Origin of the sequence: Aeromonas sp. sia0103 (assembly GCF_963895295.1) — a bacterium.
Lineage (GTDB): Bacteria > Pseudomonadota > Gammaproteobacteria > Enterobacterales > Aeromonadaceae > Aeromonas > Aeromonas encheleia.
In genome coordinates this window covers 64,780-90,503 of the sequence record NZ_CAWQKG010000055.1, presented here as the reverse complement: position 1 = coordinate 90,503, position 25,724 = coordinate 64,780, and the positions used below count along the sequence as shown (strand labels likewise).

At 60.8% G+C, this 25,724-nt stretch carries 15 protein-coding genes, 1 tRNA gene and 1 pseudogene; 9 read left to right on the top strand and 8 right to left on the bottom strand.

Features of this window, described 5'->3' with window-relative positions:
• Positions 1–206: 206 nt before the first annotated feature.
• The gene (gene glk, locus AACW18_RS16385; protein ID WP_218389246.1) at positions 207–1,175 is read right to left on the bottom strand and encodes a glucokinase; all 969 of its coding nucleotides are present in this window, start codon (positions 1,173–1,175) and stop codon (positions 207–209) included.
• A gap of 347 nt (positions 1,176–1,522) precedes the next feature.
• Here glk and AACW18_RS16380 point away from each other — a divergent pair, with 347 nt between their 5' ends.
• Positions 1,523–2,377, top strand: a complete 855-nt coding sequence (locus tag AACW18_RS16380) for a MurR/RpiR family transcriptional regulator (RefSeq protein WP_170176012.1) — start codon at positions 1,523–1,525, stop codon at positions 2,375–2,377.
• Positions 2,378–2,538: 161 nt separating this feature from the next.
• A complete protein-coding gene (pyk, locus tag AACW18_RS16375) occupies positions 2,539–3,978 on the top strand; it encodes a pyruvate kinase (RefSeq protein WP_218328338.1) in 1,440 nt (479 codons plus the stop codon).
• 59 nt (positions 3,979–4,037) lie between these two features.
• Here pyk and AACW18_RS16370 read toward each other — a convergent pair whose 3' ends face one another.
• The 4 genes from AACW18_RS16370 to AACW18_RS16355 all read right to left on the bottom strand — a co-directional run bounded on the left by AACW18_RS16370 (position 4,038) and on the right by AACW18_RS16355 (position 11,337).
• A complete protein-coding gene (locus tag AACW18_RS16370) occupies positions 4,038–5,072 on the bottom strand; it encodes an efflux RND transporter periplasmic adaptor subunit (protein ID WP_218389245.1) in 1,035 nt (344 codons plus the stop codon).
• A gap of 13 nt (positions 5,073–5,085) precedes the next feature.
• Complete coding sequence (locus tag AACW18_RS16365) at positions 5,086–8,148, bottom strand: efflux RND transporter permease subunit (protein WP_218389244.1); 3,063 nt, start codon at positions 8,146–8,148, stop codon at positions 5,086–5,088.
• Positions 8,149–8,310: 162 nt separating this feature from the next.
• Positions 8,311–10,635, bottom strand: a complete 2,325-nt coding sequence (locus tag AACW18_RS16360) for an acyl-CoA dehydrogenase (RefSeq protein ID WP_218389243.1) — start codon at positions 10,633–10,635, stop codon at positions 8,311–8,313.
• Between the two features lie 48 nt (positions 10,636–10,683).
• Positions 10,684–11,337 (bottom strand): TetR/AcrR family transcriptional regulator, encoded by a 654-nt coding sequence (locus AACW18_RS16355; protein WP_033129885.1) that lies wholly within the window; start codon positions 11,335–11,337, stop codon positions 10,684–10,686.
• A 488-nt stretch (positions 11,338–11,825) separates the two neighbouring features.
• On the opposite strand from AACW18_RS16355, the gene AACW18_RS16350 reads away from it, so the two are divergent.
• From AACW18_RS16350 to AACW18_RS16340, 3 genes are all read left to right on the top strand, one after another.
• Complete coding sequence (locus AACW18_RS16350) at positions 11,826–12,566, top strand: phosphatase (protein WP_042654940.1); 741 nt, start codon at positions 11,826–11,828, stop codon at positions 12,564–12,566.
• An 86-nt stretch (positions 12,567–12,652) separates the two neighbouring features.
• A tRNA-Thr gene (locus AACW18_RS16345) sits at positions 12,653–12,728 on the top strand.
• A 654-nt stretch (positions 12,729–13,382) separates the two neighbouring features.
• Entirely contained in the window at positions 13,383–21,911 is an 8,529-nt protein-coding gene (locus tag AACW18_RS16340) for a GH36-type glycosyl hydrolase domain-containing protein (protein WP_218389242.1), read from the top strand.
• Between the two features lie 99 nt (positions 21,912–22,010).
• Here the strand turns inward: AACW18_RS16340 and AACW18_RS16335 are convergent, their stop codons facing one another.
• Positions 22,011–22,736, bottom strand: coding sequence for a Crp/Fnr family transcriptional regulator (locus tag AACW18_RS16335; RefSeq protein ID WP_218389241.1), 726 nt, complete (start codon positions 22,734–22,736; stop codon positions 22,011–22,013).
• A gap of 374 nt (positions 22,737–23,110) precedes the next feature.
• On the opposite strand from AACW18_RS16335, the gene AACW18_RS16330 reads away from it, so the two are divergent.
• A complete protein-coding gene (locus tag AACW18_RS16330) occupies positions 23,111–23,419 on the top strand; it encodes a hypothetical protein (RefSeq protein WP_218389240.1) in 309 nt (102 codons plus the stop codon).
• Positions 23,420–23,606: 187 nt separating this feature from the next.
• Here the strand turns inward: AACW18_RS16330 and AACW18_RS16325 are convergent, their stop codons facing one another.
• Positions 23,607–23,924 (bottom strand): BON domain-containing protein, encoded by a 318-nt coding sequence (locus AACW18_RS16325; protein ID WP_218290798.1) that lies wholly within the window; start codon positions 23,922–23,924, stop codon positions 23,607–23,609.
• A gap of 217 nt (positions 23,925–24,141) precedes the next feature.
• Positions 24,142–24,304 (bottom strand): annotated as a pseudogene (locus AACW18_RS16320) (IS66 family transposase); the annotation flags it as partial.
• 21 nt (positions 24,305–24,325) lie between these two features.
• Here AACW18_RS16320 and AACW18_RS16315 point away from each other — a divergent pair.
• The 3 genes from AACW18_RS16315 to AACW18_RS16305 all read left to right on the top strand — a co-directional run bounded on the left by AACW18_RS16315 (position 24,326) and on the right by AACW18_RS16305 (position 25,646).
• The gene (locus tag AACW18_RS16315; RefSeq protein ID WP_033129246.1) at positions 24,326–24,577 is read left to right on the top strand and encodes a GlsB/YeaQ/YmgE family stress response membrane protein; all 252 of its coding nucleotides are present in this window, start codon (positions 24,326–24,328) and stop codon (positions 24,575–24,577) included.
• Between the two features lie 182 nt (positions 24,578–24,759).
• Positions 24,760–25,215, top strand: a complete 456-nt coding sequence (locus AACW18_RS16310) for a VOC family protein (RefSeq protein WP_218389239.1) — start codon at positions 24,760–24,762, stop codon at positions 25,213–25,215.
• 20 nt (positions 25,216–25,235) lie between these two features.
• The gene (locus tag AACW18_RS16305) at positions 25,236–25,646 is read left to right on the top strand and encodes a low affinity iron permease family protein (RefSeq protein WP_033130410.1); all 411 of its coding nucleotides are present in this window, start codon (positions 25,236–25,238) and stop codon (positions 25,644–25,646) included.
• Positions 25,647–25,724: the final 78 nt, after the last annotated feature.

Here is a 25,724-nt window from a genome sequence, read left to right as displayed (position 1 = left end):
AGAAATTCGAGGCGAGCAGGCATAAAAAAACCGGCCGCGAGGGCCGGTGAAACAGTTCAGGCTTGTCAGGTGACAAACGCACCCAGCGGGTGAGAGCTGGTTTCAATTCCTTATGAAGACCCGCCCTCTTGAGTACGTGGGATCACTCTACACCAGGGTCACTGAATCAAGGCTGAACCATGGTGAAATCGTTTTCTTGGCCTGTTTCAGAGCCGGATCCCGAGGGACTGACGCAGATAGGCACCAGCGCCGAGCAGACCCGGCCCCTCGTGGGTGATGAGGAAAACAGGGATGTCTTTCAGATAGGGTTTGAAGCGTCCTTTATCTTCGAATGACACTCTGAAACCGGAGCCGAGGAAGAACTCCTGGAAGCGGGGCACTATGCCGCCGGCGATATAGACGCCGCCGAAGGTGCCCAGGTTGAGCGCCAGATTGCCGGCGAAGCGCCCCATCAGCACGCAGAACAGGCTCAGGGTGCGGCGACAGTCGAGGCAGGAGCCCGCCAGCGCCCGCTCGGTGATGTCTTTGGGCAGCAGCGCCTCGGGCTCACGGCCATCGGACTTCACCAGGCCGCGGTAGATGTTGACGAGGCCGGGACCGGAGAGCAGCCGCTCGGCCGAGACGTGGCCGAACTCCGCGCGCATCACCTGCAGCACCGCATCCTCTTCCTCGCTGTTGGCAGCGAAATCCACATGACCGCCCTCCCCCGGCAGGCTGAGCCACTGCTCGCCGGCCTGCACCAGGTGCGCGACCCCAAGGCCTGTGCCTGCGCCATAGATGGCGATGGGCTTGCCGGCCACCGGCGCCGCCCCCCCCAGCTGGATGCGATCGGCCTCCGTCAGCACGGGCACCGCCATGGAGACGGCGGTAAAGTCGTTGATGACCTGCAGCCGGGTCAGGCCCAGATTGGCCTGCATCTCGCTGATGGAGAACTCCCAGCTGTGGTTGGTCATGGCGACCCAGTCGCCGTTGATAGGGCAGGCAATGGCGATACAGGCCTCGCCAACCTTGGCGGAATGCTCTGTCAGATAGAGGCGCACCACGGCCTCCAGGCTGGGATGAGCCAGGCCGGAATAGGTCTTTGCCTGGGAAATGACACCGGTTGCCAGCTCACAGAGGGCCAGCCGGGCGTTGGTGCCGCCGACGTCGCCGACCAGCGCATGGGTATGCTGCATAACAAACTCCTTCGTTACCGACTCGGGGCGGCCCTTACCGTCCCGACATTATTATTTGGCTGCGATTCTACCCGAGCCCTCCCCCGGGCGGCGCCTTTGATGAATGCATCTGTGCACTCGCTCACAGTGTTGTTGCTTTGCAACATTTGTAAGCGTTTTCAGGGGCTGAATGAAAGTTTGTAACCCAAAATACGAAATAATTAGACATGAGTCATACTTTACAGGGCCGAGATTAGTTTCGGTAAGAGCTTGTCTTGTATAGTCATCGGGTCGATAGGAAAGCTGCTTGACCGTGAATTTAGTGCATAGACACTGAAGTTAAATTACAAAAATGCCTGGTGGTAATGATGAATACCCTCGATAAGATCACTAACAACTTAGAAAGTTTCAGTAAATCAGAGCGTAAGGTAGCGGAGGTGATCCTGGCATCACCCCAGACCGCCATCCACTCCAGTATTGCCACCCTGGCCAAGATGGCTGATGTCAGTGAGCCGACCGTCAACCGCTTCTGTCGTCGCCTCGACACCAAGGGTTTCCCCGATTTCAAACTGCACCTGGCCCAGAGCCTGGCCAACGGCACGCCTTATGTGAATCGCCATGTCGAGGCGGAAGACGGGCCCGATACCTACACCGCCAAGATCTTCGAGTCCACCATGGCCTGCCTCGATGCCGCCAAGAACAGTCTGGACATCTCCGCCATCAATCGCTGCGTCGATATCCTTACCCAGTCCAAGAAGATCAGCTTCTTCGGCCTCGGTGCCTCCTCGGCCGTGGCGCGGGATGCCCAGAACAAGTTCTTCCGCTTCAACATCCCGGTGGTGAGCTTCGAGGACATCGTCATGATGCGCATGAGCTGCATCAACAGCAGCGAAGGGGATGTGGTGGTGCTGATCTCCCACACCGGCCGCACCAAGGCGCTGGTGGAGATCGCGGCCCTGGCCCGTGAAAACGACGCCACCGTGATCGGCATGACCGCCAAGGATTCCCCGCTGGCGCGCGAGTGCAATCTGGTGCTCTCCATGGACGTGCCGGAAGATACCGACGTCTACATGCCCATGGCCTCCCGCATCGCCCAGCTGGCGTTGGTAGATGTATTGGCGACCGGTTTTACCCTGCGCCGTGGCATGAAATTTCGCGAAAACCTGAAGAAAGTCAAAGAAGGTTTGCGCGAATCCCGCTTCGATACCCCGCACAATTCCTGAAGGTTCGGGGGCCCGTCCCCCGGCTGTCTATGCCATCCAGCTTGGTGTAGTATTGTAATTTAATAACATAAGGCCACTCAGATGGCCTGCAAGCGGGCGCCATGCCATGTGCTTGACGGGGCAGTATTTCAAGTCATATCAACTTCACATTGGAGTCTTTCATGCCAAGACGTACAAAGATTGTAACCACACTCGGTCCGGCGACCGATCGCGACGGCATCCTCGAGGGGATCATCCGCGCCGGTGCCGACATGGTGCGGATGAATTTCTCTCACGGCACTCCTGAAGATCATATCCTGCGCGCCACCCAGGTGCGTGAAATCGCCGCCAAGCTCGGCCGCCACGTCGCCATCATGGGCGATCTGCAAGGCCCCAAGATCCGCGTCTCTACCTTCAAGGATGGCAAGATCTACCTGGCCATCGGTGACAAGTTCGTGCTCGATGCCGCGCTCGGCAAGGGCGAAGGCTGCCAGGAGCAGGTCGGCATCGACTACAAGAGCCTGCCAAACGACGTGGTCCCGGGCGACATCCTGTTGCTGGATGACGGCCGGGTACAGCTGAAAGTAGAGCAGGTCGAAGGCACCCGCATTCACACCGCGGTCACCGTGGCCGGCCCCCTCTCCAACAACAAGGGCATCAACAAGAAAGGCGGCGGTCTCTCCGCCCCGGCCCTGACCGAGAAGGACAAGGAAGACATCAAGACTGCGGCCCGCATGAACGTGGATTACCTGGCTGTCTCCTTCCCCCGTAACGGCGACGACCTGCGTTACGCCCGCGAACTGGCCCGCGAGGCCGGCTCCAACGCCAAGATAGTGGCCAAGGTCGAGCGCGCCGAAACCGTCGCCACCGACGAGGCGATGGAAGACATCATCCTCGGCTCCGACGCCGTCATGGTGGCCCGTGGCGATCTCGGCGTCGAGATCGGTGATCCCGAACTGGTGGGCGTGCAGAAGAAGCTGATCCGTCACTCCCGTCGCCTGAACCGGGTGGTGATCACCGCGACCCAGATGATGGAGTCCATGATCAATGCCCCGCTGCCGACCCGTGCCGAGGTCATGGATGTGGCCAACGCCGTGCTGGACGGCACCGATGCGGTGATGCTCTCAGCCGAGACCGCCGCCGGTCAGTTCCCCATCGAGACGGTGACCTCCATGGCCAGCGTCTGCGTGGGCGCCGAGAAGCACCCGAGCCTGAACGTCTCCAACCACCGCATGAGCTACACCTTCACCTCGGTAGAAGAAGCCGTGGCCATGTCTACCATGTATGCCGCCAACCACCTGGAAGGGGTCAAGGCGATCGTGGCACTGACCGAGTCCGGTACTACCCCGTTGCTGATGTCCCGCATCAGCTCAGGCCTGCCGATCTTCGCCATGTCTCCCCACAACAAGACCCTGGCCTGGACCAACCTCTACCGTGGCGTCACACCCGTGCTGTTTGACGGCGACGAGAGCAAGCCGGTCTATGAGGTGTGCCGCGAGGCACTGGATGCCCTCAAGGCCAAGGGCCTGGTCCAGAGCGGTGACATGGTGCTGCTGACTCACGGCGACAAGATGGAAACCGTGGGCAGTACCAACACCTGCAAGGTGATGATGGTCGAGTAACTCGCCCGTCAACAAAAACGGCTCCCGCGGGAGCCGTTTTTCATGGGGCCATGGCCGGATCAGCCGCGAAACAGCTCCACCTTGTCGCCGTCCTGCAGGCTGCCGGCGCCGCGCACCACTACCCTGTCCCCCTGCTTGAGCGCGCCGCTCACCGCCACCTGCTGGCTGTCGCCAAACAGCACAGTCACCGGCACCCGGTTCACCTTCAACTCCTCACCGTTCTGCTCCACCTGATAGACCACGCTGCCCTCGGTGTTGAGCACTAGCGCATCCCGTGGCAGCAACATGGTCTGCTGCTGCCCGAGCGGCAACGCCACCCGCACCGGCGAGCCGATGATGAACTGGCCCGGCTCGGGCTTGAGGCGCAGCTCGATGAGGCGGGACTTTGGATCCGCGCTCGCCGCGCGCTGATAGTAGACCGCATGGCTGCTGAGCTGATCGCCCTCGACCCGCAGCCGGGCCTGGGCTGGCAGTTGCCCGGCCCAGATGATGGGCGCCCGCAGCCGGATGTCCGGTTGATCCGGGTTGACCAGCTCCAGCGCCCGCTCGCCCGCATCCACGTGCTCCCCCGGCTGGATGAAGTGATCGTTCACCACTCCATCGAACGGCGCGAAGATGTGGGTCCTGCGCAGCTGCTCCTCGATCTGGCGCACCTGCACCCGGGCCAGCCGCTCGGCCAGCTCGGCCTGCTCCACGTCATAGCGCGCCTTGTCATGCTGGCTGAGGGAGGCGTTGTTCTGCTGGCGCAGCCGATCCAGGCGCTGGAACTCGGCGCGGGCGTAGCGCACATTGCTGTCCCACTTGGCCTGCTCGGCCTGAGATTGCTCCAATGACAGCCGCAGCGCCGCACTGTCGAGGCGCAGCAGTTCATCCCCCGCCTTGACCCGGCTGCCAAACTCGGCGATCCACTCCACCCGCCCGCTCACCTCGGCGCTCAGCGCCGCCTGCTGACGGCTCGCCACGGTGCCGCTGACCCAGATGCTGGCCGCCGCGTCCCCCTGGGTCACGTCCGCCAGGGTCACCATCTTGGCCTGGCTCGGCAGGCTCAACCCCAACACGCCGACCAGCATCATCCTTGTCATCACTCGTTTCATATGAGCTCCTTGCTCAGGCCCGCTGCCGGAGGGCGTGCGGCACGTCGACCCTCTCACCCAGCCGCAGGAAGGCGGGTAACAGGATCAGGGTAAACAGGGTGCTGCAGCTCATGCCGCCGACGATGACGGTGGCCAGCCCCCGATAGATCTCGCTGCCCTCGCTCGGGCTCAGCATCAGCGGCAACATGCCGAAGATGCTGGTCAGGCTGGTCATGGCAATGGGCCGCATCCGGCTTTGCAGCGCATCGGCCACCGCCGAGGGGCGACTCATGCCCTCCCGCTCGGCCATCCGGGTCTGGTGTACCAGCAGGATGGCGTTGTTGACCACCAGCCCCAACAGGATGACGAAGCCGATGATGGTCAAGAGATCCATCGGCAAGGGCACCAGCAGGCCGCTCAGGTGCAGCGCCAGCACGCCGCCGACGGTGGCGAGCGGCAGGGTCAGCAGCACCAGGATGGCATCCTTGAGGGAGGCGAAGACCCCCCACAGCAGGATCAGCAGTATCATGATGGCGAACAGGAAGATGCCGCCGAGGTTGTCCAGCGCCTGCTGCAGGCTGTCGGCGTTGCCCGCGACCTGCAGCTCGCCCCCCGCCGGCAACAGCGGCCGGATGGCGGCGAAGCTCTTGGTCTGCAGGGTGTCGAGCACCTGTTCCATGCTCATGCCGGCCGGTGGCTCTATCAACAGCTGGATGCTGCGCCGGCCATCGGCCCGGAAGATGCTGGCCGGCCCCAGGCTGTGCTCCACCCGCAGCAGCTCGCCGAGCGGCACTATGCGACCGGACGGGGTGGCCAGCGGCACGGCCTTGAGCTCATCCGGGTTGGCCGAGCTCTGCCCCATCAGCAGGATGTCGAGCCGGTCCTCGCCGTCGAAATATTCGCCGACCCGCAGGCCATCGCCGAAGGTCTGGATGATGGTCGGCATGGGGGTACGATCCCAGCCCACCTCGGCGAGGCGCCGATCCTGCGGCACCAGCCGCAGCTCGGGGGCGGTGAAGTCGAGCCCGGGCTCCGGCCTGATCTGGGCCCCCGGCAAGTCGCGCTGCACTATGGCCATGCTCTCGCGGGCCGCCTGGTAGAGCTCGGGCAGGGTCCCGCCCTGGATCAGCAGGGAGATGCTGTTCTCGCTACCGAAGCCACCAAACAGCGAGCCCTGGCCACCGAACGCCTTGGTATCCGGGATATTGGCCAGCAAGTCGTCCATCAGCAGGCGCTCCAGCTCCTTGATCCTGGCCTCATCCCTGGGGCGCACCCCGATCTGGGCGCCGCCCGGATAGCGCAAGATGTAGTAGTTCTTGAGGGCTGGCTCCTTTTCTCCCTTCATGTAGGGCGCGAGCCGGGCTATCAGGGTGTCGATCACCTCCTCGCGCTGGGCCTTGAGATTGACGCCCGGGGTGAAGGTCATCCACACATCGATGGCATCCCGCTTCACGTCCGGCAGATAGTTCATCTTGGGCAGCAGCAGCCAGCTCGCCAGCACGGGCCCACTCATCATCAGGGTGATGATGAGCCAGCGTCTGGGGGCCGTGTTGGTCCAGCGGATCACCCGCTGGGTGGTACGCCGCCACAAACCATCGTAGGGATCGAGCAGCCGCTCGCGCCCCATCCAGCGCGCCGCCACCGCTGGCAATACGGTCACCGCCACCAGCATGGAGACGGTCACGGCGCAGGCGATGGTGAGGGCGAGATCCGCAAACAGTTGCCCCTCCACGTCGTTGAGCAGCAGCACCGGCAGGAAGATGGCGACCGTGGTCAGGGTCGAGGCCACCAGCGCGGTCCACACCTGCTGGGTACCCGCCAGCGCTGCCTCGGCCTTGCTCAGATCCCCCCGCTCATGGCGCCGATAGATGCTCTCCAGCACCACTATGGCCGCATCCAGCACCATGCCGACCGCGAAGGCGATGCCCGCCAGCGAGATGATGTTGAGGGTCCTGTCCAGCATCTTGAGCAGACAGAAGGTGAGCATGATGCTGATGGGGATGGCGAGCGCTATCATCAGGGTCGCCTTCAGCTGGCGCAGGAAGAGCCAGAGGATGGCGCAGGAGAGCAGCACGCCGAGCCCCAGGTTGGCGGTCACCATGCCCACCGCCCGGTTGATGTAGAGGGAGGCATCGAACGACTGCTCCATGTGCAGCCCGACCGGCTCCAGCACGTCGCGATTGAGCTCGCCGACCTTGGCCTTTATCCCCTCCAGCGCCGCCAGCGCATTGGCCCCGCTCTCCTTGAAGATCTGCGCCGCAATGGCGGTGTTGCCATTCTGGATGCGCAGCACCGGGTTCTCCTCCCGGGCCAGCCGAATTTCGGCCACGTCCCTCAGATAGATGGGCAGGCCATCGCGCCAGTCCACCACCTTGTCACCCAGGGTCGCCACGTCATAGCGACCGGCGAAGCGCAGCTTGTACTCCCAGCGCCCGATGTCGAGGGTGCCGGCCGACACATCCCAGCCGGTGCTGGCCCGGCTGGCGAGCACGGGGATCTCCACCCCCAGCTCGGCGGCGCGATAAGGGTCGAAGCGGATCTGGATCTGGCGCTCGTTGATCCCCTCCACCTCCACGGTCGACACCCCGGGGATCCGCTCCAGCTCGGGCTTGACCCGCGCCTCGATCAGCGCCTGATGATCATCTATCTCCCCCTTGGCCCCCGGCAGCTGCTGGATGAAGAAGAAGGTGAGGGTGTCGTTGCTGCTGTAGTTGTTGACGTAGGGGCCATCGATGCGGTCCGGCAGGCCGGAGACCCGGTTCAGGCGCGAGATGACGTCGAGCTGGGCCCGCTGCATGTCGGTGCCGAGCGCAAATGCCATGTTGATCTCGGTGAAGCCGGGGTAGCTGTTGCTGCCGAGGCTCATCAGCCCCTGCACCCCCTGCATCTCCTGCTCGATGGGGTCGGTTATCTCAGACTCCATCTCCTGGGGCGAGGCCGAGCGCCAGCTCACCGAGATGTTGAGGTGAGGACGTTCTATGTCGGGGAACAGCTGGACCGGCAGCCCCCGGATGCTGAGCAGGCCCAGCAAGAAAACAAGCACGACCGAAACCACCACCCAGATGGGGCGTTCGATCGCCGTTTTGGCGAGGTTCATTCACTCTTCCTGAGTTGTTGTTATCGGCCATTCCGCTGGCCTGGCTTCCTGCCCCAAGGGTGGGGGCCACTGCATTAAACTGGAATTAATCGATATTGTAAATGCTTGGTTAACAAACGAAAAAACCGGCCACTTGGGCCGGTTTTCGGTTCGGGTTCAGACTCAGGCGGCGTGCACCACCGGGGCCGGTTGAGACAGTCCTTCCAGCTCGCCCGGGGCGAAGTTGTCGACCTGGATGGCCTCATAACGCAGGGCGTCGGCGGCCAGCAGCTTGTCGGCCTCCTCCTGGCTCAGGATGGACTGGGACAGGGCGGCAGCCACCAGCTCCGGCAGCGCCATCTTGCGTGGCAACCTGCCCTCTTTCTGGGCCTGCACCAGCTTCTTCTCGATGGGTTGTACCGATACCATGGCCAGGAAGGCACGCTCCATCTGACCAACCGGATCCGACTCCTCCTTGCCCACGTAGCAGAGCGCGGTCAGACGGTCGCGGAACTCACCCGGCTTCATCATGGCCGAGCAGATGGCGTGGCAACGATCGTCGGCCGGCATCTGGTAACCGACGCCGAACGGGAACACCACCCGCTTGAGCACGGCCCCCACCACCTTGTTCGGGAAGTTCTGGAAGAAGCCCTCGAACGCCTTGCCGATCAGATAGAGGTTGCGCTCCACCGCATACTGCACGAACGGCAGATCCGAGACCATACGGCCCTGATCCTCGTAGTGCTTGAGGGTGGAAGAGGCCAGATAGAGGTGGCTCAGCACGTCACCCAGGCGGGCGGAGATCATCTCCTTGCGCTTGAGATCGCCCCCCAGCATCAGCATGGAGACGTCGGCGCAGAGCGCCAGCCCTTTACTCATGCGGGACAGCTGCTTGTAGTAGCGGGCGGTCTCGCCCCCCACCGGGGCGCCGTTGAACTGGCCCAGGGTCAGCCCCTGGAACAGGGCGCCGAAGAAGTTGCCGGCACCGAACGCCACGTGCTTCATCAGCAGGCCGTCGAACTTCTCGAGGCCGCGCTCCACGTCGGTGTCGGCCGCCGCTTCCAGCTCGGCAAACACGTAGGGATGGCAACGGGTCGCCCCCTGGCCGAAGATCATCAGGTTGCGGGTCAGGATGTTGGCCCCCTCCACCGTGATGGCCACCGGAATACCCATGTAGGCGTAGCCAGTGTAGTTCTTCGGACCCAGCTGGATGGCGCGACCGGCGTGGATGTCCATCGAGTCATCCATGATCTGGCGCGCCATTTCGGTCATGTGGTATTTGGAGATGGCGGTGACGATGGCCGGCGCCTGGCCCAAGTCCAGGGAGCCTGCGGTCATGCGACGGGCCCCTTCCAGCTGATAGGTCAGGCCGCCGATGCGGGCCAGCGCCTCCTGCACCCCCTCGAACTTGCCGATGGACATGCCGAACTGCTTGCGCACATAGGAGTAGGCGCTCACGGTGCGGCTGGCCATGTGACCACAGGCAGTACCGAGCGCAGGCAGGGAGATGCCGCGGCCGGCGGAGAGGCATTCGACCAGCATGCGCCAGCCACGGCCGGCGTATTCCGGGCCGCCGATGATCCAGTCGAGCGGGATGAACACGTCTTTGCCGAAGGTCGGGCCGTTCAGGAACGCCAGCCCCATGGGGTAGTGGCGATCGCCGACCCGCACACCCGGGTGGCTGGTCGGGATCAGGGCACAGGTGATGCCGAGCTCTTCCTTGCCACCCAGCAGTTTTTCCGGGTCATACAGCTTGAACGCCAGCCCCAGCACGGTGGCGCGCGGCGCCAGGGTGATGTAACGCTTGTTCCAGTTCAGGCGGATGCCGAGCACTTCCTCACCCTTGTACAGCCCCTTGCAGACGATCCCCTTGTCCGGGATGGCGCCCGCATCCGAGCCCGCTTCCGGGCCGGTCAGGGCGAAACAGGGCACCTCTTTGCCATTGGCCAGCCCCGGCAGCCAGAAATCCTTCTGGGCCTGGGTGCCGTAGTGCATCAGCAGCTCGCCCGGGCCGAGGGAGTTCGGCACCATGACGGTGACCGCCACGCTCAGGCTCTTGGTGGCGATGCGGGTGACTATGGTGGAGTTGGCGATGGCGGAGAACTCACGGCCACCGTAGGATTTCGGGATGATCAGGGCGAAGAAGCCTTCCTTCTTCAGATAATCCCAGACCTGCTCCGGCAGCTCCTTGGTCTCGTTGACGATCTTGAAGTCGTCCACCATGGCGAGCAGGGTCTCGACCTGATGGTCGATGAAGGCCTGCTCCTCGGCGCTCAGCTCGGCCTTGCCGTAGCCGTGCAGCTTCTTCCAGTCGGGGTTGCCGCGGAACAGCTCGCCATCCCACCAGACGGAGCCGGCTTCCATGGCCTCCCGCTCGGTGGCCGACAGGGGCGGCAGTATCTTCTTGAAGACGCCGAACACGGGACGGGTCACCACCTCTTTACGGATGGCGGGCACGCCGAGCACAACGGCTATCGCCAGCACCAGCAGGATAAGCAATGTGATCATACTCAAGTTCCTTCTATTTCACTGTTTCCGTTGATTTATTGTTAGCTGTTACACGGCCAGGGAGAGCCTGGTCGACTCCACGGGCGCCCCGACACCGGACGCCAGGTAAGGAATAACGTTGCGCACCAGCCCTTCCACATCGAGCTGCTGACCGAAGTCGGCCTGGGCGATGTCGCGCAGGGCATCGGCGGAGGCCATGGTGAACACGACCGTGCCCAGGGTGAAGTGCAGGCGCCAGAACAGATCCGCCGGCGACAGCGCCGGATTGGCCTTGGAAATCGCCTGGGTGATCCGCTGCAGGGTCGCGCCATAGTGGGTAGTGATGAAGCGACGCAGGTGACCCTGGCTGTCGATGTAGCCACGGCCCAGCAGCTGCATGAAGATGGCGGGACCATTGGCACGCACCGCCACCAGCTTCATCAGGGGCTCGACAAAGCTCTCGAACACCTGCAGCAGGGTCAGCTGCTCCTGCGCCATCAGGGTATGCAGGCGCGCATCCAGCTCCGGCATGAACAGGCTCAGATAGCGATCGAGCACCGCCTGGATCAGCTCCTTCTTGGAGCCGAAGTGGTAGTTGACCGACGCCAGGTTGACGTCGGCTTCGCTGGTGATCAGACGCAGGGAGGTATCGGCGAACCCCCGTTCGGCGAACAACACCTCGGCGGCATCGAGAATACGGTTTTTGGTATCGATTTTACTCACTGGACACCTCACTTAAACGAATGTTTAAAAAGTACGTTTCATGCACATCCATGTCAAGAGAATGTGAACTGGCGTTAGCGAAATGTTTTAATCAAAAAAGGGAGAACAGGGCGGGAACTTAGCTGACCAACGGGACTCTATATCTATGCCACTGCAATTAAACATTAAGTCTCGCCCAACCTGCGCCATGCTCGTTGGGCCTTTTTTTATCCGGCTTTTATCCGGCAAGGCACGATGGCGCCCCTTCGATGAAAAATCGGGCAAAAAAAACCGTCGCAGGGGCGACGGTGGGGAAAAGAGAGCCAAACCATCCTGATCCGGCTCATCGATGGGTGTTCAGGCTTGCATCGATGGCTCCATCCTGACAGGCAAAGATGGTCAGACTTTGTCAGTCTCGCCGTAATTTGTGACAAAGTATGGCAGGCCACCACATGGCCCGACCCCGCTAATCTTGCTATGCTGACGCCTCATGCCAGAGGGGAGATAAGATGAAGTACCAGGTCGATACCCACACGCACACCGTCGCCAGCACCCACGCCTACAGCACCATTCATGACTACCTGCCCATCGCCAAGGCGAAGGGGATCAAGCTGTTCGCCACCACGGATCACGGCCCGGATATGGCCGACGCTCCCCACTTCTGGCACTTCGTCAACCTGCATGTGCTGCCCAGGGTCGTGGACGGGGTCGGCATCCTGCGCGGCATCGAGGCCAACATCAAAAACATCGACGGCGAGATCGACTTCCCCGAACGCTACGAGTCGCGGCTCGACATGATCATGGCCGGTTTCCATGAGCCGGTGTTTCCTCCCTGCGATCAGGCCACCCACACCCAGGCCATGATCAACGCCATCAAGAGTGGCCGGGTCGACATGATAAGCCACCCCGGCAACCCCGCCTTCCCCATAGACATCCAGGCGGTGGTCAAGGCAGCGGCCGAATACCGGGTGGCGCTGGAGCTCAACAACTCCTCATTCATCCACTCCCGCCCCGGCAGCGAAGGCAACTGCCGCGCCATCGTCGAGGCGGCGCGCGATCTGGGCGCCTACCTCACCTTTGGCTCCGACTCTCATGTGGCCTTCAGCCTGGGGGATTTTGAACACTGCCAGCGACTGGTCAACGAGGCCGGCTTCCCCGAGGAGCGGATCCTGGCGCGTTCCCCTCGCGCCCTGCTCGAGTTTCTCGAGAGCCGTGGCCGCGCCCACATCCCGGAGTTTGTGGATCTCTGAAGAGCGCCTGTAACTCCATGAGCTGACACATGAAATTGATTCAGGCTCATTGACTTGCCAGGACATTTTCGGGAATCTAATGACAAGCCGGTATAGCTCAGTTGGTAGAGCAGCGCATTCGTAATGCGAAGGTCGGGGGTTCGACTCCTCTTACCGGCACCAGATACAGCAAGGCTCGCAGCGATGCGGGCTTTGTTAATTTCATGCCTGGGGTTACATTTCGGGTAAGGCAATAGCCTCATTGATCCACTACAAGCCGTCGAATTGAACCAGCAGGAAACTATCAACGCTTGGCCCGGGACTACTCGTACCGGGTGTGGGAGGTCAGTTCCAGCAGCGTTGGTTATCCGAAATTCGGGATGGGTCGAAATGGCCGTCGTTCTTAGGGCCTCAACTGACTGGATCTTTTAATTGGCATTTGCGCTCGGATGGCCTTGAACCGGTACTGACGACGGAAGGCCGCAGTCACGGGGTACATGGCCCACTACACAAACCCCACTTCCTACTCCACCCCACCGGCATCAATAAAAACCAAAACACCGTTACAGAAGAAAAGCTGGCCACATATCGTAATGGGTTTTTATATGTGCCTTAACGAACCGACAGCCTTCCGTATACCCCTCATAGTCTCCGTATTTGCAGAAACCTCGATTGCAAGAGAGCCCATCCCAGACCCATTCATGATGCCTTGACAGGTAAATCATGAGCCTTCATGCCTCTTCAGCGAGCTGCAGACAGTGGAGCAAGCATGCATATTTCAAACCGGGAACAGAGCGAATTGATGTCTCATCATGGCCCATCATCGAGGGCAAGCCGATGAGTAGCTGGCACGCCAGGCTGTTTGGCCATCAAGCGCCTTGGCAAAATGACGTGCCCATCCGGGAAGAGCTGTTCGGTATCGAGCGGTTGGAACTTCATGCCATGACGTTGGCAGCGGCGCAAGCTGTCACGACCCAGCCCATTGCGGTGCAACCGCTACATCGTCGTTTGAAAGAAAATGAGAGGGTCTTGCTCACCGCCTACCGGGCCAGCGCGGCCGAGCTGGAGCAGGGGCGCGAGCTGACTCATGCGGCTGAGTGGTTCCTCGATAATTATCATCTGGTCGAAACCCAGATCCAGGAGATCCGCAGCACTCTTCCCGCCGCTTACTACCGCCAACTGCCAAAGCTGGCGGAGGGGCCACTGGCCGGTTACCCCAGGGTCTTCGGGATTGCCTGGGCATTCGTTGCACACAACGACAGTCACTTCGACCCCGAGATCCTGAGCCGTTTCATCCAGGCTTATCAACGGGTGCAACCCCTGACCATCGGCGAGCTGTGGGCCGTCTCCATCACCCTCAGGATCGTCCTTATCGAGAACCTGCGCCGTCTCGCCGAGCAGATCACGCTCGCACGGCGCATCCGAGCCGATGCGGACGCGCTCTGTTCACGGCTCCTTGTCTCTGCCTCCGCCTTGTCCGCGCTAAACGAAAACATTGCCGCACGCGCCGACAGCCCTCTCTCTGAGCTCTTTGCCGCCCAGTTGGCCAAACAATTACGGGATCAGGATCCATTGACCACCCCTGCCCTCGGCTGGCTGGAAGAGCGACTCGCTCAGCAAGGATCCTCGGTGGAAAAGGTGGTGAGGCATGCACAACAGCGACAGGGGGCCTCTAACGTCACGGTCCGCAACATCATCACCAGCATGCGCCTCATCTCGGACATCGACTGGAGCGATCTGTTTGAGGAGATGAGCCTGGTAGACCAGCAGTTACGCACTGGCAGTGACTTTGCCAGCATGGATTTCGCCACCCGCAATCTCTATCGATCTGCCATCGAACAGTTGGCCCGATTTTCTCCCCATGACGAGTTGGCCGTCACGACCAGCGTCTTGGCTGCCACGGCGCAGGCTACCCATGCCACCCCGGACGACATCCAGCGAAGAGCACAGGATCCCGGCTATCACCTGATTGCCGAAGGCCGACTCGCACTGGAAAAAACGCTGAATTTTCGCCCGCCACCAGGGCTTCGCCTGCACCGCATCCACGCCAGACTCGGCATTGTGGGCTATATCGGCATCATTGCCCTGCTGACGATCGCCCTGCTGGCTCTCACCTATGGCCTCCTCACGGGGCCAGGGCGCGACTCCCTCTGGTCCATCCCCTTCATCCTGTTCGCATGCCTGCCTGCGCAGGGGGCCGCCATCGCCTTGATCAACAGCCTCCTGGGTGGTCATCTGGTGCCAAGGCCCTTACCCGCCATGGATCTCCGCCACGGCGTGCCCTCCTCGCTGCGTACCCTGGTGGTCATCCCCACTCTGTTGACCTCTCACGCCGATATGCGGGCTCAGGTCGGCCAACTGGAGGTTCATCATCTGTCAGGGATCGGTGGCGACCTCACGTTTGCGCTGCTCTCCGATGGTATGGATGCCGACCAGGCGATCATGCCCGATGACGACGCCCTGCTGGCCAACGTCCGTCAAGCCATTGCCGAGTTGAACCGCAAACACGGCCCGGGGCCTGCTGGCGATCGTTTCCTGTTGCTCCATCGCCATCGCCAGTTCAACCCCGGCGAGGGCTGCTGGATGGGGTGGGAGCGCAAGCGGGGCAAGCTCCATGAACTGAACCGCTTGCTGCGCGGCGCCACCGATACCAGCTTCATGGCGCTCGATGGGCAGCCACCCACAGTCCCGGGGTCGGTGCGCTATGTGATCACGCTGGATGCGGACACCCGCCTGCCTCGGGATACCGCCAGCCGACTGATTGCCAAGATGGCTCACCCTCTCAACCGGGCTTGCCTGGATGCGGATCACCAACGCGTCACCCAGGGCTACGGCATTCTTCAGCCACGGGTGACCCCCTCGCTGCCAGTGGGGCAGGATGGCTCCTATTACCAGTGGATCTACTCGGGGCCCGGTGGCATGGACCCTTACGCCGCCGCCTCCTCGGACATCTATCAAGACCTGTTTGGCGAAGGTTCTTTCACCGGGAAGGGCATCTACGACGTCGATGCCTTCGGTGCCGCCCTGGAGGCGCGCGTGCCAGAGAACAGCCACCTGAGCCATGACCTGTTCGAGGGAATTTTCGCACGGGCGGGCCTGGCAACCGATATCGAGGTCGTCGAGGAGTTCCCCTCCCGCTATGACGTCAGTGCCAAGCGCCAGCACCGCTGGACAAGAGGCGACTGGCAACTGCTGAGCTGGATCTGTCATGTTCGACGCGGGTCGGATGCCCTGCCCCTCGTCGGGCGCTGGAAGCTGTTTGATAACCTCTGCCGTTCGCTGTTGCCCCCCAGCACCTTTTTGGCACTGCTCTTTGCCTGGCAACTGCCACTGGATACCGGCATCAGGGCGACGCTGCTGCTCCTTGCCGGGCTGGCGCTGCCGATCTTCTTGCCGCTGCTCTTCGATCTGCTTCCCCGCAGGCGGGGTATTTTATGGCGCCATCACCTGGCCAAGATTGGCAACAACCTGCAACGGGCCGCCATGCAGTTGCTGCTCAGCCTGGTCTTTCTGGTCGATCAGGCCTGGCGCATGACAGATGCCATAGTGCGCACCCTGTTCCGCTTGTCTTTCTCCCATCGTCACCTGTTGGAGTGGACCACAGCGGCGCAAACTGCCGGATCACCACGCCTCGCCTGCGTGGGATTTTATCGGCTGATGGCGACGGCTGTGGGGCTGGGGATGGGCGCAAGCGCCATGACCCTGCTCAGCACCCCCACCGCCTGGCCCCTGGTGCTGCCCTTTGGCGTGCTCTGGCTGCTGGCGCCGCTGGCCGCGTACTGGACGAGTCGGCCCTTCGGTCAGGCCAAGACGCTCACTTGCAGTGTGAAGGAGGCCGTGGCACTGCGGCTGATAGCCCGCCAGACCTGGCGCTATTTCGAGACCTTCGTCACCGACCAGGACAACCAGCTGCCACCGGACAACGTGCAGGAGAGCCCCGAGCAGGTCATTGCCCATCGCACCTCTCCCACCAACATGGGGCTCTATTTGCTCGCCACCCTGGCGGCCAACGACTTCGGCTGGGCCGGGCTCGGTGCCACCCTCAAGCGACTGGAAACTACCCTGGCAGTGATGCAGCGCTTGCCTCGCTTCAAGGGCCACTTCTTCAACTGGTATGACACCCGGAGCCTGCTAACCCTGGAGCCCGCCTATGTCTCTTCGGTTGACAGTGGCAACCTGGCAGGCCATCTGCTGGTCGTCGCAACCGCCTGCGAACACTGGCAACAACAACCCGGCTACGGCGCCGCCCGACGTGGCTTGCAGGACAACTGTCTGCTGGCCGAGCAGGCCCTGCACGCCTATCTCGCCCAGCCCTACACCATACAATCCAACATGCCACAGCAAGCGATCACCGCCTATCTGGGCGAGATCCACCACCAGCTATTCGGCCAGCAGCCGATGGCGCAGCTGCTGCCCATACTCGCCAAGCTGACGGCGCAAACCGCCAGCATGGCGCACCATTTTTGCCGCAGCGGAGATCAACTCGCGGGCGCTGAACTCACCTTCTGGCTGGATGCGTTGAAGCTGGCGGTGACTGAGCATGCGGAGGATCAGCGGTCGTTCCCCCAACTTCCGCCATCATTGCGACTGCGGTTGCAGGCCATCGCCGACACGGCGCGCGCGCTGGCCATGGGGATGGACTTCGCGTTCTTGTTCAATTCACAGCGCAAGCTGCTCTCCATCGGTTACTCCCTGACCGATAACCGGCTCGATACCAGTTGCTACGACCTGCTCGCCTCCGAGGCCAGGCTAGCCAGCCTGTTTGCCATCGCCAAGGGCGATGTCGCCACCCGCCACTGGTTTCGTCTGGGCCGAGCTGTCACCCCGGTGGGACAGGCCAGCGCGCTGATCTCCTGGTCTGGCTCCATGTTCGAATACCTGATGCCCTCGCTGGTCATGCGGACCCCCATCGGCTCACAGCTGGAGCAAACCAACCGCCTGATAGTCGCGCTGCAGATCCGCTATGGCCGTACACTCGGCATTCCATGGGGCATATCCGAGTCGGCTTACAACGCCAGGGACCTGGAGTTCACCTATCAATACTCCAACTTTGGTATTCCTCGCTTGGCCCTCAAGCGTGGGCTGGCGGAAGATCGCGTGATAGCCCCCTACGCCACCGCGCTGGCGGCCATGATCAACCCCGGCGCGGCACTGAAGAATTTCGAGCGGCTGGCCACGCAGGGAGGGGCTGGGCGTTACGGCTTTTACGAGGCGCTGGACTTCACCCGGGCGCGGTTGCCCGACAATCAGCGGGTTGCCGTCGTGCAGAACTTCATGGCCCATCATCAGGGCATGACGGTGGTGGCCATTGCCAACGCGCTGCAAGAGGGACGAATGCGCACCCGCTTTCATCAAGAACCCATCATTCAAGCCTGTGAGCTGCTGTTGCAGGAGCGGATACCGCAGGACATGACCATCATCCGGACGCGTGGCGCCGAGATAAAGGCATCCCAGACCCAGAGCCGCCAGGACGTCAGCGCGGTACGGCGGTTGTTGTCCTCGGTGCACGGCGCCCCGGTGACTCACCTGCTCTCCAATGGCCGTTACTCTGTCATGCTCACCAGTGCGGGGGCGGGCTACAGCCGTTGGCGCGACATCGCCATCACCCGTTGGCAGGCGGACAGCACCCGTGACCACCTGGGCTACTTCCTGTTCCTGCACGATGTGCAAAGTGGCGAGACCTGGTCTCCTTGCTCGCAGCCCCTGGGGCGCGCCACCAACGAGGAGGAGGTCGTGTTTGCCGAGGATCGCGCCCACTTCCTCCATCGGAACGGCCGTCTGACCACCACCATGGAGGTGCTGGTGTCGGGTGAGGGGGATGGCGAGGTACGCCGTGTCTCGCTGACCAACCGTGGCCGCCATCGCCGCGATATCGAGCTCACCTCCTACGCCGAAATAGTGCTGACCACAGCGGAAGCCGATCGGGCCCATCCCGCCTTTGCCAAGCTCTTTGTGGTCACCGAATACCTGCCGGAGACAGGGGCGCTGATTGCCACCCGGCGCCCCAGATCCCCTGAGGAGGCTGAGGTGTGGGCGGCACATTTCATCACCGTCGAGGGCCCATCCGTGGGGATCCTCCAATACGAATCCGATCGCGCCCGATTCATCGGCCGTGGCCGGACCGTCGCCTCGGCGCAGGCCTTGCAGCGGGGGGCCCTGCTGTCAGATACCACGGGCACCGTGCTCGACCCCATCTTCTCGCTGCGCCAGCAGGTGCAGGTCCCGCCGGGCGGCACTACCCATGTGGTCTTCTGGACCCTGGTTGCCTCATCGCGATCGGTTCTGCTCGACCTCATCGATCAGCACCGCAACCGTCATGCCTTTGAACGCGCCAAGACGCTGGCCTGGACCCAGGCACAGGTACAACTGAACCACCTGAATATTCAGGCATCCGATGCCGCTAACTTCCAACGGCTGGCCGCCCCCTTGCTCTACGCCGACCCCCGTTTTCGCGCCACCTCAAATGCCATCCTGCAGGGCTTGGCACCGCAGTCCGTGCTCTGGCAACAGGCCATCTCGGGTGATTTGCCCATACTGCTGCTGCGTATCGACGATATCGAGGACCTGGCTCAGGTACGCGAGCTGCTGCTCGCCCATGAGTATCTGCGCATGAAGCGGCTTGCCGTCGATCTGGTGATCATCAATGAACACGCCTCCACCTATGTGCAGGATCTGCAAAACAGCATCGAGACCGCCGTGCGCAGCAGCCAGTCTCGACCACGCTTCCATGCCGAACTGGCACAAGGGTCTGTGTACACGGTGCGAACCGATCTGATGAGTCCCGAGGTACGCGATCTGTTGTTCGCGGCGGCGCGTGTCGTGCTGACGGCGCGCCGTGGATCGCTGCAACAGCAGCTGGCCCGCCTGCCCGACTCTCCGCCGTTCCCGCCACCCGGGCCTGTCGCCAGACCACGGCACGCCGCGCCATTCAAGCATCCACATCATCCAGAGCTGGAATTTTTCAATGGGCTGGGCGGATTTGCCAAAGAGGGTCGCGAGTACGTCACCCTGCTCACCGAAGAGCAGATGACCCCGGCGCCCTGGATCAATGTGGTGGCCAATCCCCACTTTGGTTTCCAGGCCTCAGCCGAAGGCAGTGGTTACACCTGGAGCGACAACAGCAAAGAGAACCAACTGACGGCCTGGTCCAATGATCCCGTGACGGATCCCGGCGGGGAAGTCATTTACCTGCGCGATGAAGATACGCTTGAGCTATGGAGCGTCACCGCCCAGCCCATTCGCGATGGTGGCAGCTATCTCGCTCGTCATGGGTTTGGTTATTGCCGCTTCGAACATCAGGCCCATGGGATCCACAGCGAACTGCTGCAATATGTCCCCGTCGCGGATCCCGTCAAGATTTCTCGCCTGACGTTGCACAACCTCACCCGAACCCCACGTCGGCTAACGGTCACCGGTTATGTGGAATGGATTCTAGGCGCATCCCGCACCCTGACCGCCCCCTATATCACCACCCGGATGGATGCCCAGACCGGTGCCATGCTGGCACACAATCCCTGGAGTACCGCTTTCCCCAACCAGGTCGCCTTCTTCGATCTCGGCGGCCAGCAAACCAGCTGGACCGCCGATCGCAGGGAGTTTCTCGGCAACCACGGACAGCTGTCTGCCCCCGCCGCGCTGACAAGGCGCCACCGGCTATCTTGCCGAACGGGTGCGGGAATGGATCCCTGCGCCGCCTTGCAGACCGAGATCCTGCTTGCGCCGGGTCAGCGCCTGGAGCTTGTCATCCTGCTCGGCGAAGAGTGCTCGGCTGAGCAGGCCAGTGCCCTTGTCACCCGCTATCGTCAGGATCTCGATGTTGTGCAAGACGAGGTGGCCAGCCAATGGCAGGCACTGCTTGGGGCCATCCAGGTCAGGACCCCTGACAGAGCCATGGATATCATGCTCAATGGCTGGCTGTTGTATCAGACACTCGCTTGCCGAGTCTGGGCTCGCTCGGCGTTTTATCAGGCCGGGGGGGCCTATGGTTTTCGCGATCAACTGCAAGATGGAATGGCACTCAGCTTTGCCCAGCCCCAGACCACCAGACAACATTTGCTGCGTGCCGCGGCGCGCCAGTTTATTGAAGGTGATGTCCAGCACTGGTGGCTGCCCCATTCCGGACAAGGGGTGCGCACCCGGATCTCTGATGACAGGATTTGGTTGGCCTTCGCGACGGCCACCTACATTCTTGCCACGGCAGATGACGCCATTCTCGATGAGATCATTCCATTTCTGGAAGGCCCGCAACTGGGCCTGAACGAACAGGATGCCTTCTTCCTGCCAGCCATCTCCGACGAATCGGCCTCCCTGTTTGAACATTGCGCTCGCGGACTGGATCAAGCCATAGAGCTGACTGGCAGTAATGGCCTGCCCCCCATCGGCTCGGGGGACTGGAACGATGGCATGAATCTGGTCGGCAGCGAAGGCAAGGGAGAGAGCGTCTGGCTGGGCTGGTTGCTGCTGCGCACCATCATGCTGTTCGCCCCCTTGGCCCGTTCCCGTCAGGACCCGCGCGCCGAGCGCTGGGAGGCCCACGCCCGGCGGGTGGGGGTCGCGTTGGAACGCAAAGCCTGGGATGGCGCCTGGTATCGTCGGGCGACCTTCGATGACGGCACCTGGCTGGGCTCAAAAGATAGCCCTGAGTGCCAGATAGACTCTATCGCCCAGTCCTGGGCCATCCTGTCAGGTGTCGCCGATCCCACCCGTGCCATGACGGCGATGCAATCCCTGGAAAAATACCTGATCCGCTACGATGAGGCGCTGGCGCTGCTCTTTAGCCCGCCCTTCGATAAGCTGACTCAAAACCCGGGCTATATTCGCGGCTACCCGCCTGGATTGCGCGAAAATGGTGGCCAATACACCCATGCCGCGACCTGGGCCATCCTTGCCTTTTCAAGGCTCGGTGAGTGCAACAAGGCTCATAACCTGTTCGCGCTGCTCAACCCCATCAATCATGCCCAGAATGCCGCTGACGTTGAACGCTACAAGGTTGAACCCTATGTCATGGCGGCAGATATCTACTCTGTCGCGCCGCACATTGGCCGCGGTGGCTGGACCTGGTACACGGGGGCGGCAGGCTGGATGTATCAGGCGGGCATTGAGGGCATATTGGGGATACATCGTGAGGGGCATTTTTTACGCATCGACCCTCACTTGCCCAGACATTGGCCAGGATTTAGCGCCGAGATAACGATGGACGCCACCCGCTACAGCATAGAGGTAGACATAGGGGAGCCGTCGGAGAGACAAACCAGCATCATTCTACTGGATGGGGTCGCGCTCCCCCCAAGTGACGCACCTTTACGAGTACCACTGGATGGTGGCCACCATCAGCTTCACATCACGATGGGATGCCATGCCCCTTAGCGCGAGGCTGTGGACACTGGCTCACCGTTGTAATTCGCATCACATGCGGGAGCATGCCATATGCGTGTCTCGCATCGACTGGCCGAAAGCGGGATGGCGTCAGGGCCTGGTTTTTTTGGGTAGATAGGGTAACAGGCGGTCTGTTTCCGCCTTCACCACGGCATAACATTCGCAGCAGAGCTGCTCAAGCTTGGGTCTGTCCAACACGGTAATATGACCACGGCTGTACTCGATGACTCCCAGCTTCTGCAGCTTGCCTGCCGCATCCGTCACCCCTTCCCGGCGAACCCCCAACATGTTGGAAATCAGCTCCTGAGTCATTGAGAGCTGATCGCCGGCCAGCCTGTCCAGTGACAGCAGCAACCAGCGGCAGAGCTGTTGATCGATGGTATGGTGACGATTGCATACCGCCGTCTGGGCCATTTGAGTCAGCAGCGCCTGGGTGTAACGCAACACCAGATGCAACATGTCCCCATGCAGGTTGAACTCGGTTTTCAGCAAGTTCCCCTTGAGACGGTAGGCATGGCCTGCGCTCTGCACCAGGGCCCGGCTCGTCGTGCTCTCACCCCCCATAAACAACGCCACCCCGATGAGTCCTTCATTGCCGACCACGGAGATCTCCGCCGAGGCGCCATCTTGCATCACGTACAGTAATGAGACGATGCAATCGATGGGAAAGTAGACATAACGCAGGGTATCACCAGATTCGTACAACACCTTACCCAGTGGTAACTCGATATATTCAAGATGCGGCAACAAACGCTGAAAGACCTCTGCAGGCAAGGCCGCCAGCAAATGATTCTGCAGTGGATGATGTGCTGACATACCTTTTCCTATGTTATTTTTTCACCCAACAAGGATATACAAAAATCTACGGGGTGGATGAAAACCAACCACAACGGCGCCAATAAAGTCTCTTTGACATCGGTTATCTGCGTTGACTTTCTGTTTGCAGGGCAAAAATACTCGTGCCTATGTGCTACAACGAACCGACATCACAACGCCGATACATCAGACTCGAGGGATATTCACCGCAGATGCAATGGCATAAGCAGTGAATGACGTGACAATAAGAGTCCTGCCCCGCGGGTTAATATAATGTGATGTCATCAATAATAAATGTCATCGCGGGGCTGGCCAATACCGAATATACGAAGTCTGATACCACAGATATATCACATCGAATATGGAGAACTATCATGATCACATCCGACAAGAGTAGTAGCACCACTGGCACGAAAGACGCCCCTCAGCCAAAAATCGTCACCCCTGCTAATGGGACACATCCGGCTGTCGAGCAGATGACCCAAAGTACCCATGAAGTAGTCAACAAACTCGCCGATGCGGTAAACTCGGCAACGACCACCTTCAACGATAAAAATAAGGACTTACAAGAAGCAAAGGACTCGTATTTCAAAAAAGTGCGAACTCAAATCAAGATCAATCCCATGAGCTATATGCTGCTGGCAATGGTGGTCGGATTTCTGCTGGCCTGGATATTTTTTTAATCATACAGCGCCCCAGGCGCCGATTTTTGCATGACTCTATGGAAATCATTAAATAAAGTCACACCATATCTACAAACTTATTTTAGGTTATTAACAATAAATCATGGCACCACAGATAATATACAGCAGTAAAACACATCGACTGGACGGTGTGTTTTACTGCTGTATATAAAATAAACCCGCTCTATTACTTAAGATGCAGATTGTTCTTCACTGAGGTCACCCCTTCGACACCAGCGGCTACGGCACCGGCTTTTGAAATATTGGCCTCTTTACTGACGAAGCCACTGAGCTGCACTACGCCTTTGAAGGTTTCTACATTGATTTCAGCTGACTTGAGGTCTGGATCGGCAAAAATAGCAGACATGACCTTGGTGGTGACTACGGAGTCATCAATATACTCCCCCGTCCCCTCTTTATTGGCCGTTGACGCACAACCAACCACAGCGACTGATAGCAAGGCTATTGCTGCAAAATTTCTGGCAATACTGTATAGGTTTTTCATGATAAGCATGACTCCAACTTGACGGTAGAGTGCCAATCAACAAGATAACAAGGACAGCACTCTGCCCATGCTATGGCACTCCCAATAGGCAGTGGTTGATATATGACGAACATTGGGTCAAATATTGACTCCCGACCCTATCTATCCTGATAACACACCTAAACTATCCTTACTTGCCTCTCCCGTCTGTACGCTGCCGAACAAAGTAGGTAATTGCTCACCGGGACGGGGTTGACGGCATCAGTTTCGCAGGAATGGGATAATCCGTCGTCTCGATACAGGCCCGTTCGTAGCCATTTCTGCAGGCAACGGCCCAGTCGTTTGCCCGTATCCACCAACGACCGGATGCGCCGGCGAAATAGCTCGCCGCGATCAGACCAACGAAGAGCAAGGAGAATGATATGAGTGAGAACATGCTGTGGTTTCTCATCGTGGGATTGATCGCCGGTTGGCTGGCGGGGGTGCTGGTCAAAGGGGGCGGCTTCGGACTGATTGGCGATCTCGTCGTGGGTGTGCTCGGTGCCTTTGTTGGCGGCTGGCTGTTCACCACCTTTGGTGTCGCCATGGGCGGTGGTCTGTTCGGCAGCATCCTGGTGGCGACGATAGGGGCCGTCGTGCTGCTCCTGATCGTGCGCATCATCAGACGTGTGTAGGGGCATCCGAGCTTTTTATCCGGAATCCGGACAATGTGCAGGGATGAGGTTCTGAATGGCGGTTCGGCGCGCGGCTCGCGTCACACAGGGCTATCACCTATTCCCGACGCGTACGGGTGAGCACTGGCATGGCGCCCCATCGCGAACGCCTTGGATCACATTCACCTCTTGAGGAGCCGGTGATGGCACCCACGCTCGACTGTCTTGACCACATCCACATTCATGTTGCCAATCGTGCGCAGTCGGAAGCCTGGTACGCACGGGTGCTGGGGTTGCACCGCCAGCCAGAGTGTGAACCCTGGCTGTCGGCGCAGGGCCCGCTGACCCTGGGCAATGCGGCAGCTACCGTCCAGCCCGCGCTGTTCGAGCGTCCCGTCGAAAAGTGCCATTCCGTCGTCGCCCTTCGCACCACGGCCGCGGCGTTTCTTGCCTGGCGTGCCCATCTGTCTGCCGTCCTCGGCCATGGCGTAGAGGCTGTCGATCACCATCTCGCCTGGTCACTCTACTTCAGCGATCCCGACGGAAATCCGTTCGAGATAACGTCCTATGAGCACCAGCAAATAGCAAGGGCGCTGGCTGCAGCTCTTTATCGAGAAGAGGTCACCCAGCCGGGCGCCGCTCCTGATGTCAAACCTTAGCCGCCGAGAAGGAAGTCCCCATGCGCAATGCAGTCTGGTACTCCCGTTTTGCGAAAGCCGCCGCGCACTTTTGCGGCAGACCCAGAGTGTTTTCGCTCGCGGTGGGGGTCATCCTGGTGTGGGTAGTCACCGGCCCGTTGTTCGGCTTCAGTGACACCTGGCAACTCGTGATCAACACCGGTACGACGATCATCACCTTCCTGATGGTCTTCCTCATCCAGAACACCCAGAACCGCGACACCGAAGCCATCCAGATCAAGTTGGATGAACTCATTCGGGCAACCCAAGGCGCGCACAACGCGCTGCTCGATCTCGAGGAGCTGGAAGAGGAGAACCTGGACGCGTTCAAGGTGAAGTACCAGGCACTGGCCGCTGCCGCCCGATCGGAACTGACGCTGGGTAACAAAGATACAGGCTCACCCGAACCATAGAAGAGCATCCCTCTCATCGTTGCTATTGCCTACGCCTCTGTGGTCCAGTGTGCCGGTGTTTGCCAACGTGGGCCTGCT